General features: G+C 36.7%; 15 protein-coding genes. 7 read left to right on the forward strand and 8 right to left on the reverse strand.

What is annotated here, in order from left to right; genetic code table 11:
• Window positions 1–9: 9 nt before the first annotated feature.
• Window positions 10–753, reverse strand: coding sequence for a polyphosphate polymerase domain-containing protein (locus tag E2491_RS10410; protein WP_134375577.1), 744 nt, complete (start codon window positions 751–753; stop codon window positions 10–12).
• Window positions 754–879: 126 nt separating this feature from the next.
• On the opposite strand from E2491_RS10410, the gene E2491_RS10415 reads away from it, so the two are divergent.
• The gene (locus E2491_RS10415; RefSeq protein ID WP_134375578.1) at window positions 880–3,357 is read left to right on the forward strand and encodes a CotH kinase family protein; all 2,478 of its coding nucleotides are present in this window, start codon (window positions 880–882) and stop codon (window positions 3,355–3,357) included.
• Window positions 3,358–3,380: 23 nt separating this feature from the next.
• Here E2491_RS10415 and E2491_RS10420 read toward each other — a convergent pair whose 3' ends face one another.
• Window positions 3,381–4,154, reverse strand: a complete 774-nt coding sequence (locus tag E2491_RS10420) for a tyrosine-protein phosphatase (protein WP_134375579.1) — start codon at window positions 4,152–4,154, stop codon at window positions 3,381–3,383.
• A 140-nt stretch (window positions 4,155–4,294) separates the two neighbouring features.
• On the opposite strand from E2491_RS10420, the gene E2491_RS10425 reads away from it, so the two are divergent.
• Both E2491_RS10425 and E2491_RS10430 read left to right on the forward strand, forming a co-directional pair.
• Window positions 4,295–6,517 carry a hypothetical protein gene (locus E2491_RS10425; protein WP_134375580.1) on the forward strand — a complete coding sequence of 741 codons (2,223 nt, stop codon included), beginning with the start codon at window positions 4,295–4,297 and terminating at the stop codon, window positions 6,515–6,517.
• Window positions 6,518–6,803: 286 nt separating this feature from the next.
• Window positions 6,804–7,694 (forward strand): hypothetical protein, encoded by an 891-nt coding sequence (locus tag E2491_RS10430; protein WP_134375581.1) that lies wholly within the window; start codon window positions 6,804–6,806, stop codon window positions 7,692–7,694.
• An 87-nt stretch (window positions 7,695–7,781) separates the two neighbouring features.
• Here the strand turns inward: E2491_RS10430 and E2491_RS10435 are convergent, their stop codons facing one another.
• The 3 genes from E2491_RS10435 to E2491_RS10440 form a co-directional block, all read right to left on the reverse strand.
• Window positions 7,782–9,518 (reverse strand): methyl-accepting chemotaxis protein, encoded by a 1,737-nt coding sequence (locus tag E2491_RS10435; RefSeq protein WP_134375582.1) that lies wholly within the window; start codon window positions 9,516–9,518, stop codon window positions 7,782–7,784.
• Between the two features lie 261 nt (window positions 9,519–9,779).
• The gene (locus E2491_RS17650; protein ID WP_244093935.1) at window positions 9,780–9,884 is read right to left on the reverse strand and encodes a putative holin-like toxin; all 105 of its coding nucleotides are present in this window, start codon (window positions 9,882–9,884) and stop codon (window positions 9,780–9,782) included.
• 160 nt (window positions 9,885–10,044) lie between these two features.
• The gene (locus tag E2491_RS10440; RefSeq protein WP_134375583.1) at window positions 10,045–11,118 is read right to left on the reverse strand and encodes a GGDEF domain-containing protein; all 1,074 of its coding nucleotides are present in this window, start codon (window positions 11,116–11,118) and stop codon (window positions 10,045–10,047) included.
• Window positions 11,119–11,312: 194 nt separating this feature from the next.
• Here E2491_RS10440 and E2491_RS10445 point away from each other — a divergent pair, with 194 nt between their 5' ends.
• The 3 genes from E2491_RS10445 (at window position 11,313) to E2491_RS10455 (ending at window position 14,400) form a co-directional block, all read left to right on the forward strand.
• Complete coding sequence (locus tag E2491_RS10445) at window positions 11,313–12,479, forward strand: nucleotide sugar dehydrogenase (RefSeq protein ID WP_134375584.1); 1,167 nt, start codon at window positions 11,313–11,315, stop codon at window positions 12,477–12,479.
• 15 nt (window positions 12,480–12,494) lie between these two features.
• Complete coding sequence (locus E2491_RS10450; RefSeq protein WP_134375585.1) at window positions 12,495–13,304, forward strand: glycosyltransferase family 2 protein; 810 nt, start codon at window positions 12,495–12,497, stop codon at window positions 13,302–13,304.
• 193 nt (window positions 13,305–13,497) lie between these two features.
• Complete coding sequence (locus E2491_RS10455; protein ID WP_166805848.1) at window positions 13,498–14,400, forward strand: LCP family glycopolymer transferase; 903 nt, start codon at window positions 13,498–13,500, stop codon at window positions 14,398–14,400.
• Between the two features lie 69 nt (window positions 14,401–14,469).
• Here E2491_RS10455 and E2491_RS10460 read toward each other — a convergent pair whose 3' ends face one another.
• Window positions 14,470–15,285, reverse strand: a complete 816-nt coding sequence (locus E2491_RS10460; protein ID WP_134375587.1) for a M23 family metallopeptidase — start codon at window positions 15,283–15,285, stop codon at window positions 14,470–14,472.
• A gap of 164 nt (window positions 15,286–15,449) precedes the next feature.
• On the reverse strand, window positions 15,450–16,142 hold the full coding sequence (locus tag E2491_RS10465; protein WP_134375588.1) for a hypothetical protein: 693 nt from the start codon (window positions 16,140–16,142) through the stop codon (window positions 15,450–15,452).
• A gap of 239 nt (window positions 16,143–16,381) precedes the next feature.
• Between E2491_RS10465 and E2491_RS10470 the strand changes: the two genes are divergently transcribed.
• On the forward strand, window positions 16,382–18,244 hold the full coding sequence (locus E2491_RS10470) for an LTA synthase family protein (RefSeq protein ID WP_134375589.1): 1,863 nt from the start codon (window positions 16,382–16,384) through the stop codon (window positions 18,242–18,244).
• A gap of 75 nt (window positions 18,245–18,319) precedes the next feature.
• Here E2491_RS10470 and E2491_RS10475 read toward each other — a convergent pair.
• A partial coding sequence (locus E2491_RS10475) for an IS3 family transposase (RefSeq protein ID WP_166805849.1) occupies window positions 18,320–18,435 on the reverse strand: 116 nt, incomplete at its 5' end.

The raw sequence follows: 18,435 nt of genomic DNA on the forward strand, positions 1-18,435 counted from the left end.
CACCTAATCTCAACTGTATTTTTTTCGTTTAAGAGCTAATTCTTCAGCAAGTTCCACGCTTGTACAAAACTTTGAAACACTTTTTCTGGAAAGATTCATTTCGCTTACAATGTTGGATAGCCAAAGAGGAACTGAATTAGATACTTTTATCTCTAGTACGACAAGATCCGGGTGTATAAAGTGATGTCCATACGGTCCATTCTCAAGACGCAGATCATAGTCTCTTGTCATCAGATTGTAATCAAATGTTACCCGGAGGTCAGGCTCATTAACACCAACAAATGCCTGTCTGTCATAACTTACAATAATGTCAGGCTCAAGTTCATATTGATTCCTGAAATGTATAACCTCTTTTAAAATCTGTGTGTTTGAAGCGGGTGGAAGCTCTTTACTGAAAATATTCGGCTTATTTTTGATTAATTTATAGGCATCATTAAGAGATAATACTGTTCTGCGTTTATTTACAACGTTTTTAAACTTTTGTTTTATTTCAAAAAAGGCCTGATCTTCAATACTCGTACGATCATAAACTCTCAATCGAAGTTTTTGTCTGAACGATAGTTTATTTTTTGTTTCGTAATAAATGCCCCGTTCTGCTGAATCAAAATAAAGGCTGATGATGTTATATTTCCCATCATTGTTACCGTAAGAGTCAAAAGTCATCCGCTCAAGTAGTTTTGATCTCATCTCATAGTATTCGTCTATTGAAATTAAATATTTTAACTCAAACCGATTAAAGATTTCTATAGCCATCCACATCACCCTGTGTCAATTATTTATATTTTGTAAAAATAGATTAAGCTTTTAGTAAATTCGTTTATACTAATTATAGATTCTTTTTACAGAACATAAAACATTTTTCTCAAGTGAGGGATTACTTTGAAGAAATTATTTGTATTTTTATTATTTTTACTATCCAGTACGGGATTATGGTTTTTCTTTTATATAACTGGACAGGACGAATTAGAGATAAACCCTCATTTTGAAAGAGCAGTCATGCAATCAATGGGGTATACTTCAGGAGCCTTCAGGCCTGAACTCACACATGGCGTGCGTGAGCTTGACCTCAAAGATTTACAACTCGAATCAATTGAAGGGATTCAATACTTTAAAGATCTTGAAGTATTGGATTTGAAAGATAATCTAATAACAGATGCTGCACTTTTAGGGGAATTGCCAAAGCTTCGATGGCTGGATCTGAGCGGAAACAATATTGAAAAAGTCTCTCTAAATACTGAAAGACTTACCTATTTCAATGCTGAAGGAAATAACTTAACGCATATTGAATTTCTTGAGGGAATTCCAAGAGTAAATGAAATCGATATTAGTGATAATGAAATTTCGGATTTACAGTCTATTAGAAATATGGACTACCTGACTGCTTTAGATGCCAGTAGAAATCACATTAAAAACCTAGAGCCTCTATCAAATTTGAAAAACCTCATTCGACTGGATTTAAGAGAGAATCAGATTACCGATCTTTCTCCACTGGCTGGAAGTGTTCCTTTATCGGATCAATTACTTCTGGATGGCAATCAGATTGTAAACTTCTCAGGTTTAAGTGAAAAGCTGTCCGTTATTGTTGAAAAAGATGTTGTCGTTAAACCTTCCATCCACTTTTCAAATGAAAGCGGTTTTATTGATGAAGGGGAAGCTGTAACGATTACCTCTAGTGATCCGGAGCTTAAAATTTATTACACGCTTGATGGTTCAAAACCTACACCTCAGTCATTGGCATACAATGAACCTATTATTATGAGCAGACAGCTCGACGAAGGTGCACAAGTTCTGGCAAATATAAAAACGTCCCCTTTAAGGGATCCGTTCGACTTTCGTAAAGATGAAGTAAAAGTTGCACATGTTATAAGAGCTGCGGCGTATAGAAACGGACAGTTGGAAATTGAGGATACGAGCACCTATTTTTTATCTAATGAAATATTCACCCGCTCTAAATTGCCTGTTATTTCGATAGTGGCATCTAATAGAGATTTATTCAGTGACGATTATGGCATATACGTCCCTGGAACAATGCATGACCCTGAAAACCCCGGTACTGGGAATTATGAAATCAGAGGTTCGGATGGGGATAGAAAAGCAGTCATGACTTATTTTGACGGCTACGGACAGGAAATGTTTACGGAAACCGTTAATATGAGAATTCACGGCGGATATACGAGGCAATTACCTCAAAAAAGCATACGGTTATACGCTGATGGCGGAGAAGGCAATACGCGGTTTTATTATCCTTTTTTTGGAGACGAAGGCTCAGGATCCTATGACCGTCTGCTATTGAGAAACGGTGGGAATGACTGGAGATCAACGCTGTTGCGGGATGCAATGATGCACCGGCTGGTAGAGGATCGCGGAATAGCCAATCAGCTTGATCAGCCCGCAATCGTTATCGTGAATGGAGAGTACTGGGGAATACATCAAATCAGGGAAACGTTTTCCGCGGATTACATTGAGCAATATTATAATGTGAAAGCTTCAGAGGTTGCTTTACTTGAAGCCAATCCAGATACTGAAACGGGATTTACAGTTGAAGAAGGTGATATTTCAGCTCTAAATGAATACCTGAAATTTGTTTATGCAGTGACTCAGAGAAATATACAAGCGCCAAGTACGGTTGACTTTGTTGAAGAACATATAGATCTCGATCAATTTCTAGAATACGCTGCCTACCAGATTTATTTCGCTAATCAGGATTCATTTATGAATAATACAGCTATATGGAAAAAGAATGAGTATTATTCCAGAGAGTCAGATAGTCATCATGATGGAAGATGGCGCTGGATGCTATTCGATACTGACCGTGGGTTCGGTCTGGTTGAAAGAGAGGAAGGCGTCAATCAGAATACGATCCAATGGCTGCTAAGAGATCATCGTTCAACAACCTTATTCAGAACACTGATTCAAAATGAAGAAATAAAAGAACGATTCGTTGTTATCTTATCCGACCTGTTAAATCAAAATTTTGAAAGTGAGAATGTCATTGAGGTCATAACTGAAATGGAAAATGAGATAAAGGGAGAAGTGCCGGCAAGTATATATCGATGGAAAAATATCGGTAGTGTTGCTTTATGGGAACAAAATGTTGAGGAGTTAAATGTCTTTGCACGTGAAAGACCGGGAATTGTCAGGGATCAAGTAAATGAAATACTTGGGTTGGAGGGTTATGAAGATATTACGGTAGATCTGTCTGATCCTGAACTTTCTTTAATTAAGATTAACTCTCTCCTTATCAGTCCTAATGAAAAGAGCTGGAGTGGCGTCTACTACAAAGGATCGACTTTAACTATTCAAAAACAATTTAAAGATGGAGAGACAATAACTGAACAGATTATTGTAGGAGAGTAAAGCAAGGGGCCCCCCCTTGCTTTTTATTTTCTGAACAGTTTTAACAAAAGGGAATTTTTTTTCACCTTTTCTGGATAGTCTGGACAAATCGGATCACCTGTCAAAACTTTTCGCGCATTATCAAGAAAATAGCTGCTGTTTCCAAATTTATCTTCAATTAGAGTAAGAGCGGGAAGATTATAAAAGCCCCTGCTTGTTGTGTTATGGGCATCTGAGGCTACAAAGTGAACAAGGCTTGCTTCAATTAATTGAAAAGAAATACGTTGAACTTTTTTGGATAAAACACCAGCAACACTGGCTGCTGTGACCTGAGAAAGGCACCCTTGAGAAACCAGTTTATATAGCTTTTCAGGATCTTCAACGATCGAACTGTTTCTTTCAGGATGAGCAATGACAGGTATATAACCGTTATTCAGCAGGTCGTACGTAACTTTTTCTGCATACATAGGAATCTGATCTGCAGGAAATTCAATTAATACGTAAGGATGTTCAGATGAAGCCAGGGGCAGGCTGGACCCTTGATTCAAATCCGTTACAAGATCTGGATATAAACGTATTTCCTGACCGGGATAAATAGTTAGGTGTTTACCATTCTCAGATAAAAGCCGATTGACTTCTGCTACTTTTTTTAAAACGATCTTTGCGTCATTTTGAAATCTTGCAGTTTGATGATGCGGGGTAGCGATAATTGATGTGATGCCATTTTCGATGGCCTGATCAGCCATCAGGAGGGTGTCTTCCATACTTTGAGAGCCGTCATCGAGCAGAGGGATAATGTGGCAATGTATATCGATCATTTTTAACCACCTCTTTTAATACATTGTACCGATTAATATAAAGACAAACAATTATTTTCAATTATTAACCTTATATAGGGTGGAAAAGGTACAATAAAGAAAAATAATAGTAATAAAGTTGTTTTCGAGGAGGAGAAATAGTGAAAAAAGTACTTATCTCATTTGTTTTACTGATTATATTGACAGCAGGTCATGACGTTTCTGCAAATAATGACTGTACCTCTTACCGTGGAACTTCTAAAATATGGTGGGATGGAGCAGAGTTGACAAAGGGGCAAATCGGGAAATTGTCTATCCAAAAAGATACATCATTGTTTAAATTAGAAGGTGAAAAAAAGGTTCATTCCCGAACACTAAAAGCGGGCGAACAATACAGAATTTACTCTTTTAAGCCTGGGCTTTTAAGTGTCGGAGGCGGCTATTTTGTTGCTCGTGATGCCAAGGTGACATATCAGACACCGAGTAAAGCGAAACTGGCAGGTGCTGACTGTGTTCATAACCGCTTTGAAAACCATGGACCACAAATACATAATACGATTGCTATGACAGGAGCGACTGGTTACGCGCCTGATGGTACACCATTAATGTATGTGCTTTTACAGGGAGAACCTGCAAAACTTGTTGTCATGAATCTCAAAACGAATGCTGTCTGGGATGAGCATTTTCTGACTGCTGATACAAGTGCATGGGGATTAACAGTTGATCAGGATCAGAAGGCATGGATAGGTGGAACTCCCTCAGGTAATCTATATCAATATAACCCCGCTCAAAAAAGTCTGAAGAAAATTGGCAAAGCAAATCCAGGAGGTACATCTATACACGATTTGGAGATCGCTGATGGTGTTGTTTATGGTAGTACATCTCCTGATGGAAGTTTATTTAAATATACTGCTGCAGACGGTTTTAAACACCTGGGACAGGTGCAGACAGGAAAATCACTGGCCCGAAGTCTGGCATGGAATGAAGCTGCGGATACGTTATTTACAGGAGTAGGTGCCAAGGCAGACTTAATTGCCTGGAACATGAAAACAGGTAAGAGAACATCCATTCTTCCTGAAAAATATAAGACTGAAACCTCTGTTTATGATCTGGATGAAGAGGAAGGATATCTTTTTGCAAGAATGGAAACAAGTAAGAAAATACTTGTTTTTGACAGTGAGTCATATCAATTTATTAAGGAGCTGCCTGCAGGTTCAAGGGGGGTATCTCCGTCTGGCGATAAAAAAGCACTTTATTATACACACAACTATAAACTGCAAAAATATGATCTCTCCTCCGGTAAAACAACTGCTATTTCCGGAACATTAAAAGGCACCGAAGCGGTATCTCTTGATCTTGTGAATTTTTCGACTGATGGAAAAGATCAGCGTGTAGTAGGACTTCTTGGTAATTCAGGGACATTTTTTACTTATCATCCAAACTGGACCTCACCGAAAGTGGAGAAACTTAATCTTCCGATGCAGCCAATTCCTATATACAATATTGGATCAGGAATTGACGGTAAAATTCTAAGTAATGGATTTGTTTCTGGAAAAACGACTGAATACAATCCTCAGGAAAATGTAACCGAAGAAAAAATAAAAATCGGACAGGCTGAATCAATGGCAGTTTTAAAGGGAACGCTTTATATGGGAATTTATCCAGGTGCATTACTGTATAAGTATAATGGTGAAAACGCAGATCATTATGTAAAACCTACCCCTCTATCAAGTATAGGAAATGGACAGGACAGAATTGTTGCCATGACTGCAATATCATCTCTGGACACCATTCTGATGGGGACAAGTCCAAAGAACGGCGAGATAGGAGGAAGTATTTCTTCCTATCATATACCCTCAAACAAGCTTTCAGTCAGAAGAAATGTAATTCCAGGTCATAGTGTGGTTTCCATCACTTCACATGGAAATTATGCGTACGCCGGTACATCTATATTTAGTAACAATACTTCTCAATCATCTGTAAGTGCTCAATTTTTCAGGTTTCCAGTTTCAAATGTACAAGGGCAAATTGAGAAGATTTCACTTCCACTGGTTAACCCCAGAATGATTCATTCTTTAACAACTGCATCAAATGGAGTGATCTGGGGTCTTTCAGATGGCAATCTGTTTTCATATAATCCGCAAAATAAACAAACGAAGACCTTGAACATTGTTTCGGCGACAAGTGGCCGTTTTAAAAATGGGAATGTAGTAGTCGGAAGTGACGGAATGATATATGGTAATGTAGAAAAAGTGATATTCAGGGTAAATCCATCAACCATGGAGAAAACAATCTATAAGGGACCGCCGGCTAGTAATTTAATCGTTGCCCCTGATGGAAAAATGTACTTCAGCTCAGGCGCTGAGCTTTGGTCTATAAGATAGTCTCAATGAAAAGAAAATACTTAAGTAATTGAGATGCTTAACACAGGACGTAAAAAAATGCCTAGTTAAGTTTAATAAAAATAATATCTTTTTAAATCACTCTGCTTAATGGTGGAGTGATTTTCTTTTAAAGTAGTGACTATTTTACTAATAAAATGGGTATAGATTAAATGAATTATAAAAAATATACAATCATGTCAGTTTCGTATTGATTTAAAGGAAAATATATACTAATATTATATGTGACTATTTAACTAGAAGTGGCGGGCATAATGGAGGCGATTTTGTGGATAATAAAAATTGGGAAGTTTCAATCAGTTATCTGGACTTTAAATACACAGTAAAGGGAAATTATAAAACGATTAATCAGCACTTATCGTTAGCAGTAAATCATTTGAAAAACCAAACACCGATTTCTGATGAACCATACAGAATGTCGGTTGATGTCCATGGGGATGCTCCGCCAAATATCAGAAAGATTGTGCCGGACTCGAAAACCCATGAGGTAAAGGAACAGATAGAGGAAGATGGCAGGCTGGTCACCTTTATTAAAGAATTGGGGACAAGAATTGAGTGGGTTTACGCTCTTGGAATGGCGTACTATATGTCAGAGCAATTAGATCAGAAACTGATCTCAGCAAGACAATTGAATGATTTGTACGATCAGGCCGGAATCATCAGGCCGAAAAACATTCATTTATGTATCAATCAATGTGTCAGAAAGCAATACCTTGAAGATCTGGGTAAAGCTGAAAAACAAAAAACTTATTTTATTACGAATAAAGGTATTGAATTTATTGAAAAACAAATTCAAAAGGAGCGATCGGAAGAAAGCGAGAAGTTTTATGAATCTGAAACACAGAGAAGAGAGGCAACGAATTTTCTATCTTCATTAAATGAACATGAACAGCTCCAGTTAAAATCTTCTGGGGAAATGAGTGAACGGATTTTAATTATTATGTATTTTTTGAGGAAAAAAGGCATTGCCACTCATGTTCGCCCAAATTTGATCTATGTTTTGATGGTTGAAATATATGGTTATGAAGGATTAAAAAGATCTGTTCATCTTGGATTGAGCAGAACAAGGCCACTAACAAAGAAGCTTAAGCAATATAATAAAGTTCATTATAAGTTGACAGATGAAGGAATCTATCAGGTCGAACAGTTGAGAGCATGATCTGATGATGCATAATATTTGTTAAAGCAAAAAAGCTTCAACGTAATTTTACGTTGAAGCTTTTTATAAGGAGTATTTGAGAGTGCATTACTTGATTCGAAATTCTGAGACCAATTCACTGAGTTCTTCAGCCATTTTAGATAAAGCTGCTGAACTTGCTGCAACTTCTTCCATTGATGCACTTTGTTCCTCTGAGGCAGCAGCAATCGATTGACTTTCAGCAGATGAATGCTCCACGATTTCTGCAGTAGACGCTACTGATTGAACCATCAATTCCGTGTTATAATCCAGTTCCTTGATGGCTTCCAGCACGCTTCCGGAAGCCGTAACAATAGCAGTAGTGGACTGTTCAATATCATTGAAACCATCATCAGTTTTCAACATAGCAATCATTCCTTCTGTAACAGAGCTTTCTCCTTCAGTCATAAAGGAAACAGACTGTTCAATTCCCTGGCGGATATCAGTTATCAGGTCGTGTATTTGTAAAGCAGATTTACTTGATTGCTCAGCGAGTTTTCTGATTTCATCAGCTACTACTGCAAATCCTTTACCATGCTCACCTGCTCTTGCAGCTTCGATTGCTGCATTTAACGAGAGAAGGTTTGTTTGTTCGGCTACTGCTGTAATTAAATCAAGTATATTTCCAATTTCCTGAGATTTATTACCCAACTGATTGACAGCTATCGCTGCATTTCTTGTTTTGTCTTGAATGATGGACATCTTTTCAGATGTTTCTTTGACGTGATTCTTTCCTTCTGTCACTTTTTGAGCTGAGAGAGATGCAGCACGTTCAACCGCTTCTGTATAGTCGTGGATTTCATTAATTTTACCCGAAATACTCTTCACAAGATCTTTCGAAGATCCGGCCTGTTCGGACTGTTCATTAGCGTTTTCTGAAATCGTTTGAATAGAAGCAGCAATTTGCTCTGTTGCACGATTCGTTTCATCAGCACTTGCTGATAATTCTTCAGAAGAAGCGGCGAGAGTATGTGAAACGGAAGAAATTCTACTGATCATTTCTGAAAGATTATTTTTCATTTTGTTCAGACTGCCAGCTAACTGGCCAATTTCATCTCTATTGCCAATATGAATGTCTTCAAATGATAAGTTATTGTTGCTGATTTCCTGCAGCTGACCCTGGACCTGTAGAATAGGACGGGATAAATTTTTTGATAGAAAATAAACGAGAATGGCACCGGCAAATAATGAAACAAAAGTGGTTACGGCAATAACCGTTAGAATTTCATTTGCTCCTTTATTAAAATCAAGGTAATAAGAACCGGTAGATATAATCCATCCCCAGTTCGGATCAAATGCACTGTACATAATTTTGTCTTCGACTTTTTCCGGATCCGTAGGAAGAGGCCATGCATATTCAGTAAAACCGCCACCATTGTAAGCCTTTTCAAAAACATCTTTAACAAATGCAAATCCATTAACATCTGTTACATCCATGATGTTCTCACCTTCGATTGTAGGATGAGCGATTAGTGTTCCGGTTTCATCATACACTGCAAAATACCCGTTATCCCCCAAATCCACTGGTGAATCGATGGGTCTGCTACCATCACTTTGCAACTCCCCTATGAGTTGTGATTTCACCTGTTCCTGAGCTTCTTCTAATGATAGATCGCCTGCTTCAACCTGAGCGTTAACTGTTTCGATCATTTGTAGTGCAAGTTGAACAGAATTTTGAATCATCACTTCTCCGCTTTCAGTCAAATGATTTTTTGCTGAAAAATAACTGACACTTCCCATCGTCAAGACGGGTAATAGTAACAGTACTGAACAAACAGATAACAACTTCCCCCGAACACTTCTCATTCTAAACTCCCCTTTTTATGTATACTTCTCCCTTTTATGTTAGTATCGGAAAAGAACAGGAGTTATTAAGTATAACGAAGTAATTAATTTTCGAAGTAGGATGGAAAGAATATAAGTGGATTTTTTTGCATAAAAAAAGTATAATAAAGTCAAAGATGAAAATGGGGTGTGAACACACCCCATCTCCGCAGCAGCGTGCATTTGCATGGCTGACTCGGTTACTTAATGAGGAAATAACCGTAATCCTGCCAGGGGGGACGGTTATTTCTTTTTTTGGCTGATTACCAGAGATAAAACGAGAGTTAAAATACTGATCACAATAATACTCGCCTGTCCCGCAAGACTGAGTGCTTCAAATACGGTCATCGCATCACCTCCCCTCGCCCGGGAAGCTGCAAATGCCTGCTGTATAGTCAGTATATCATAAAAGGAACGTATGTTCTATTTTAATATTGAAAAAAGTACCATTTTGTATCTAATGCATTAGTGATGATTTATAAATGAGTATATTTACCCTTAAAACATGTTATGCAATACACACTTTATTGCGACCGGATTTTTTTGCGTTATATAGCGCTTGATCTGCTCGATCAAACAGATCGTGATCAATTCTTTCTAAAGTTTGCAAATGGGCAGCTCCAATCGAAACTGTTAAACTCATTTTTTTATTATCTTTAATCGTAAATAAGTGTTCTTCAATATTTTGTCTTATTGTTTCCGCGATTTCAATTGTTTCCTGTATTTTGTATTCAGGAAGTAAAACTGTAAACTCTTCACCGCCGTTTCTTGCGACGTATCCCCGATCGCCAGTCAATACTTTAATCAACCTTGCCGTTTCTATTAAAATCTGATCCCCGGCTATATGACCATATGTGTCATTAATTTTTTTGAAATGATCAATATCAATGATGATCAGAGAAATAGATCGGGTATCATTTGCCAGTGCCACGAAATAGTTATAATAATGATCAAATGATCGAACATTTAACAAACCGGTAAGTGGATCTTTTCTGGCGTTTTCCTGAATTTCATAGAAAGAGTCTGTTGCTTTTCTCATATAGCGTGCAAAATATATGACAACATATCCACCGATGAAGGAGAAGATCATGTGAAGGAATGCAGGGTAGGCGATTGAAAATGACAGGTCTGAAACGATGAAAATGGATGACGTAAAAAGTACCTGTGCATAAATAAGCATCACTGTCCATTTCTTCCATATTGAAAGGGAAGAATACTGACCTATCATGCCGGTACCAGTACCAATAAGTAAAATCATAATCAATGCTACATTTGAGGGGAAATCCATATCTAAGAAGTAATGTCCGGTAATAACAACAATTGATGATACCATGGCTGTTAAAAAACCTCCATATAAAGCCACCATTGCAATCGGTACGTGTCGCATATCTAAAATGGTCGTATCATTTAAAGATAAGCTGTAATGCATTAAAACAATGCCAAAGAAGCCTGCGATGACGCCGTCGACCAATTTTAACTTCAAATCTGATTCTGTTGTCAGCTTACTTTTTTTAAATAAATGATGCCATAAAAACGTGAAAGAAATTAAAATAGATATGTTCACGATAAAATCACTTATCATTTATTTTCCGCCTTTTTGAGAATTTTTAGTTAATAATAGTATATCATGGATGTTAGTCGTTTCCTTTTAATTAATTCTTAATACCTAATTTATTAACAGCCAGGTCTCTCTGACTGAATAAAAGCAATATTTCTTTACAATTCTCCAGATACTAAGCAGAATGAAAGAGTTAATTTGAATAGGGAGACGAAGATATGAATATTACGGTTGCTGGAACAGGATATGTAGGTTTGTCATTAGCTATACTGCTTTCAAAAAATCATCATGTAGTTGCTTACGATATTAATCAGGAAAAAGTAGATCAATTAAATAAGGATGTACTTCCAATCCATGATTCTTATGCTGAAGATGACATCAAGAAGAATGGTTTACTATTTGTTGCAACTACCGATATGAATGAGGCTTTCACGAAAGCAGATTATATCATTATTGCAACTCCTACGGACTATAATGATAAAGCAAATGCTTTTGATACGAAGTCTGTAGATCAGGTTATTGCAGATGCGCTAAAAATAAACAAAACAGCATCCATTGTTATCAAATCTACCGTGCCAGTTGGTTATACAAAAAAAATGAACAGTCAATTTAAGACAGATCGCATTTTATTTTCTCCGGAATTTTTAAGAGAAGGAAGAGCACTGGAGGATAATCTCCATCCTTCCCGTATTATTGTTGGGGGGGAGAAATCCAGAGCTGAGGCTTTTGGAGAATTATTGAAGCTGAATGCTGTAAAAAAAGAGGTTCCTTTAATTGTCTCAGATTCTTCTGAAGCAGAAGCCGTGAAGCTTTTTTCTAATACGTATCTGGCAATGAGAATTGCTTTTTTTAATGAACTTGATTCATATGCTGAGAGGTACGATTTAAATGCTGCCCAAATTATAGAAGGTATAGGGTATGATGAAAGAATAGGGAATTATTATAATAATCCTTCTTTTGGTTATGGAGGATATTGTCTGCCAAAAGACACAAAACAACTACTATCGGACTTTAAAGAAATTCCAAATCAAATGATAGGGGCGGTTGTAGCGTCAAATGATATTCGCAAACACCATGTTGTGAACCAGATCATAGCCAGAAAACCAAAATCCGTTGGTATTTACAGGTTAACGATGAAAACTGGTTCAGATAACTTCAGGCAATCTGCTATTTTAGACGTCATCAGATTGCTAAAGGAAACGGATATTGAGTTAACGATTTATGAACCATTAATCAGTTCTTCAGACTTTGAAGGAATCAGGGTATATCATGAGCTTGATGAATTTAAGAGCAGGGCTGATCTTATCGTGACCAATCGTTGGGATGAGCAACTGCTTGATGTTAAAGAAAAAGTTTATACAAGAGATATTTATCACATCGATTAATTTGGAGGATCTAAAATGGCAAATCCACTAGTCAGTATTGTAATACCCACTTATAATCGGAAATCTGAACTGTCAGAGCTTTTAGCTTCATTGGTTGCACAGTCATTCAGAGATTTTGAAGTCATAGTGGTTAATGATGCAGGTGAAGGCATAGAAGAAATTATTTCATTATATCCCGACTTGATTTGCCAGATTATCAATCATGAAACTAATCAGCTTCACGTTCATGCCAGAAATAATGGAGTAAAGGCTGCAAAAGGTGAGTATATTATGCTGATTGACGATGATGACTGGATTGTTTCAACACATGTTGAAACCATGCTGAAAGAGATTAAACAGGCCGATCTTGTATACTCAGATGCAGAGATTGTTCAATATGATAAATTAAACGGGCGTAGGATACCTGTAAGCAGAGAGCTTTTTGCTTTTAATAGTTCTGTAGAAGATATGAAAAGCAATTCGACTTTTATTCCGTCAGGATGCCTTTATAAAAAAAGTATTCATGACCGTATCGGTTACTTTGATCCTGAAGTTAAAAACTACTGGGATTGGGATTTCTTTCTACGGACATCAGCAGAATTTCAAGTAAAAAGAGTAAAGTGTGCAGGAGTCATTTACGATTTTTCTCAAAACAACAACAATCAGTCTAAAAACCTGGACAGTATGGTTTTTTTCCTTTCAAGGCTTTCGGAAAAGCATGACTTGAAAAATGTTAAACCCAAAAACTTCCAAATTGTTCTGGAAGAATTGGCTTTGTCTGGTTTGAAAGATCTTTCATATTTAGTTTGGGATGGTAAAATGCCGAACACACGATATAATCCGTAATCATTATTTTTAAAACCGGAAAGTTTTCATGACTTTTCGGTTTTAATTTTTTGAAATTCCATAATGTAGTAAATGAATACATGTCGCTGATTATTATATAAATATTTACAGAGAAGAAAAATTCGTCTATAATGTTCTTTATAAAGAACGAAAAGTAGGTGGCATAATGAAGGTGAAGAAGAGAAAAAAGTTCATGAAAATTGTACTGCTGCTCGCTCTTGTTATTGTCATGATTACTTCTATATCGGCTTTTTTTGCCTACAACAAAATTCAGTCTATCGCTACTGATATTCATCAGCCCATTGAAAGGGAATATTCTGTTAAACGAACAAAAAAGGTGGAACTTGAAGAAAAAGATCCAATTTCAATTCTTCTGATGGGCGTTGACGAAAGACCCGAAGAAGGAGATAAGGGAAGAGCTGATACGCTCATTGTTGTGACAGTCAATCCTGTTTCAAATGATGTGAAAATGATGAGCATTCCAAGAGACACATATGTGAATATCCCAGGATATGGTCTGGATAAAATTAACCATTCTTATGCATTCGGAGATGTTGAATTAGCGATTCAGACAGTGGAAGGATTTCTGGACATCCCTATTGACTATTTTTTAAAAGTGAATATGGAGAGTTTTATTCAGTTAATTGATGAGACGGGAGGAATTACAGTACAAAATGGCACTTCATTTACTTCTAACGGTATTTTTTTCGGTCAGGGTGAAATAACGTTGAGAAATGGAAATGAAGCCTTAAGCTATATTCAAATGCGTTATGAAGATCCAAGAGGAGACTTTGGAAGACAGGAACGACAAAGAATAGTTGTGGCAGCAGCTGTAAGGAAGGTTGCAGAAACAAGAAATCCCGGGGAGTTGCTTAACATTGTCAGTGTTTTGAGTGATTCGGTCAAAACGAATTTAAGTATTGAAGAAGTGACTGAGTTATACAACTATTATAGAAAATCGGCCAATCAGATTGAAATGTCATCTCTAGACGGGGGACAGGGTCAATATATTAATGAGATTTACTATTATGTTGTACCAGAAAATTCTATAAATGAGAAAAGTGACATATTAAGAAGTCATCTCAATACTGAGTAATCATGACATATAAAAGCCCTTCCCATACTGATTATGAGAAGGGCTTCTTATAATGCTCTTTATCAAAATTTAAAAATTCTGTTCCCACGACCTCAGGTAAATATAAGAATCAATCGGGTAACCGTTCTGCGTCATAATATTAAAATGGAAATGAGGTTTAGAAATAGAAGTGGTAGGTATTTTCATATCTCCAGTACTACCTGTATATCCAATCAGATCTCCTTGGGTCACAATGCTACCAACTTCAAACGTACCTGCAAAGCGGCCAAGATGACCGTATCTGAAAACAAATTCACCAGTATCAATATCGTAGTACCAGCCCTGGATATCATCCCATCCTTTCGTGCGGACAATACCATCTGCTGCTGCAAAAACTTTTGTATTTTCAGGAACCGGGATTTCGATACCTGCATGATTTTTAAAGAATTTAAACTCTTTATCTTCTTCCGGGAACGTGTTGTAATATGTTGGAATCATTTTTTCATAAGTACCTTGTGGCAATGGGAAGGTAGAATCCTTGTAGGAAACAATGGTTGCAAGTGTTTCAAGTTTATTTTTTGCCGGTGTTACATAGCTGACTTTTGCATCTTTGAGAAAATAATAGCCTCCACCTACACCCAGATAAAGATCTTCTTCCAAATAAGTAAAGTTATAAACACGGAAAGATTGATCTTTTTTCCTGATAATATCTGAAGATGTCATTTTACCATCCTGAAGCTTTAAGAGAGGTAAATCCTGCTGAAGTGTAACTCTTCCAATTTGACCTTCTACCAGAGTCGCTTCACCCCATGGAACAAAAATCCTGAATTCACTGGCCTCTGCCTCCATCCCCCAGGCGAAAGAAAGACCTGAAAGAAATAAAATAGTGATTAGAAACTTTTTCATAAGTGCCTCCTGTAAATATGTATTTGTATTACAATTATATTACCGTTGTTACTTAAATATTACAATATAATTATATAAATTTTTTTATATATTGTTAATATAACCATTTATACAATTTTTAAACAAAAAAGGATTACTCTTTTTAATGAGTAACCCTTGAACATTTATTCTAATGTAATTGATTCACTTACCGGTTCACCTATAACTTCCAAGCTGGCATTATAAGGTTCAGAAATTCTAATCTCAAAGGATTCAATCTGATCAACTGTTGAGTTATTCAAAACGTATGCATTCGTACCTTCATGACGAACATTACCGAAATATTCTCCGTCTATATAGTCCCCAAGGAAAAAGTTAGGCTCTAACTGCTCTTTAGTATTTGTGATAACGGTAGCCTGATCCAGATAGAAAGACACATCTTCGTTAAGAGAGTTTTCTCCGGCCATTCCAATTACTAAAGTATGTATCTCTTCATTAACTTCTACTCCAAGTATATCTGCTAAGTCGACATTTTTTGGCTCATAGATGACCAGTGCAACTTTAGAGATTTCATAAGAAACGGGTCCGGTTGTTCCGCTAATGGATATTTCTTCATCTAAATATGTTGTAGTTACTTTTATATCCTGATCTTCTTCAATGATTGGTAATTCCTGTTCAGCCGTTTCTTCTGAGTTTTCTGCCTCAGCAATTTCAATATTTTCTTCTTCAGTTGAAAGGTCCTCGTTTATAACTGATGGTTCTGTAGCCGTTTCTTCTTTCGAATCATTCAATTGTTCATCAGTCACTGGTTTATCATCTGAACATGCTGTTGTAATTAGAAGTGAAGTAATTAAAATGGGATATAGATGTCTTTTCATGTTGGGTTCTCCTCACATTTGTACTAGACTTGTAACATTGTAACATTTTATTCTCATATGAAAAACAAGCTTAAACAATAAAATCATGACAAAAACTATCAAGATGCTGGTACATTTACTATTTTAACGGAAAGTAATTAATTATTTACGATCTTGTAAAACTTTTGTAAAGATAGTATAGTAATAACCGGAAAAATGTAACGGGAAAGGTGATTTTTATTTTGAGGAAGAGATTAAACATGATTTACATTGGATTCATATTTCTTTTGATTTTCGCAGGGTGGTCAATTAAAACCAATCATTTTGTAAATGCAATGAACCTTGATTTTTATTTAATTGCAAACCTTCTTGGGGCGGCTGCATTTGGACTGATCCTTATCAGTATTATAATCAGAAAAATAACTGTTTTTAGACTTCTTATTGTTTTATTCATATACTCAGCTTTTTCATTTCTGATGATTTCAGACGTTTTATACGAACGATATTATAAAGCGATTTTATCTTTCGATATGATTGGTCAGGCAGATCAGCTTGAAGAGGTTGATGACTCGGTCTACAGCCTGATCACAAAGTCAGATTTAATTTATGTTTCGGACGTTGTGATCCTTCTTGTTATGATTGTTGCAGGAATGTTCTTAACTGGTAAGTTTCAATCATCAAAGCTTCGTAAAAGAGATGCAGCTCTTTTATCTGTCGGTGGATTACTGATCTTTGCTTTTCTGACAATGACGCAGTTAAAAGAACCCTTCAGTGATCAATATAAGGTAGCAAGAGCAGGAATTATACCAGCGCATTTATTTATTACAGGTAACTCGGTATATGAAACTTTAAATAAACCGGACTTCACTTCGGGTGAGGGTAAAACAGAACTCGAAGAAATGAATCAATACTTTCGTGAAAATCAAGAGCAACAAAGACAGTCACCTTATTTTGGGCAATACAAAGGAAAAAACGTGATTCTATTCCAAGCAGAATCATTAAATGATTTTGTTGTCAATAAAGTGGTGGAAGACCAGGAAATTACACCGCATCTAAACGCTCTGATTAAAGAAAGTGACTATTATCCAAGTATTTACAATCAGATTGGGAGAGGGAACACATCTGATGCCGAATTTGTTGCTAATAACTCTCTTTATCCGAGCGAGAGAGATGGCGCTTATAGAACATATGAGGGTGGAGTTTTTCAATCACTTGGGGTTTTATTAAGTAATGAAAACTATCACACAAGTGCCACACACGGCAATACAGCAAGTTTTTGGAATCGTGAAGCAGCTTACCCGAATCAGGGATTTCAGGAATATTATCATATTGATCACCCTGCAATCGATTCGACTGAACGGATCGGGCTCGGAGTTACAGACGACAGTATGCTCCAGCAAATGACAGACATTTATTCAGACTATGATCAGCCGTTTTACAACTTTTTTATCTCGCTTTCTAATCATCGGCCTTTTGAACTGCCAGAAGAAATGAAATATCTCGAATTGTCTGATGAAATTAATAACACTCCTGTTGGTGATTATCTTCAAAACGTAAGATATGCTGATGAAGCATTGGGTAACTTTATCTCATCTTTAAAAGAAAAAGGAATTTGGGAAGATACGATCTTTGTTTATTACGGAGATCATTATGGATTGCTTCAGGATAGCAGGACACAATTGAAAAACCTCATTGATGTGAACTTTAATCAAAGAGAAGCATTTAATGTGCCACTCGTTATTCATAGACCTGGCCAAACAGAAGGAAGGGTGGATAATATCATAGGCGGACAGATGGATATTGCGCCTACGATTACTTCTCTATTAGGAATCGAACAGCCTGTATATCATGTTGGACGGGATTTAAATTCAAAAGAAGAAGGGTTTATAGGGTTCAGACATGAAACTACAAAGTATAGTTATTTCGGAGAAGAATATGTTCTTCAAATGTCTCATGTAGGGGATTTTGATCTCGGAAGCTGTGTGCAGGTAGGAACAAATGAAATCATGGAGCCGGAATCATGTAAGGATGGGTTTGACAGAGTGAAGTTTGAAATCGAACTGTCTGACCGCGTGCTTCAAAATGATGCAATAAAATATTTAAATGAACTTAATGAAAATTAATTAAATTAAAAAGCCAAACGCTTTCAGTGAACTGCACCCTGTCAAGTAGACAGTAAAAAAGAAAAATGCTTAGATCTACGCCACAACCTGGTACCGATACTCTATCGGTGCCAGGTTGTTTAATTTCTCTTGATAACGTTCCTCGTTGTAAAATCGCATATATTGATCGATGTCGTTGACTAATTCTTCAT

The sequence above is a fragment of the Jeotgalibacillus sp. R-1-5s-1 genome (genome assembly GCF_004405105.1).
Lineage (GTDB): Bacteria > Bacillota > Bacilli > Bacillales > Jeotgalibacillaceae > Jeotgalibacillus.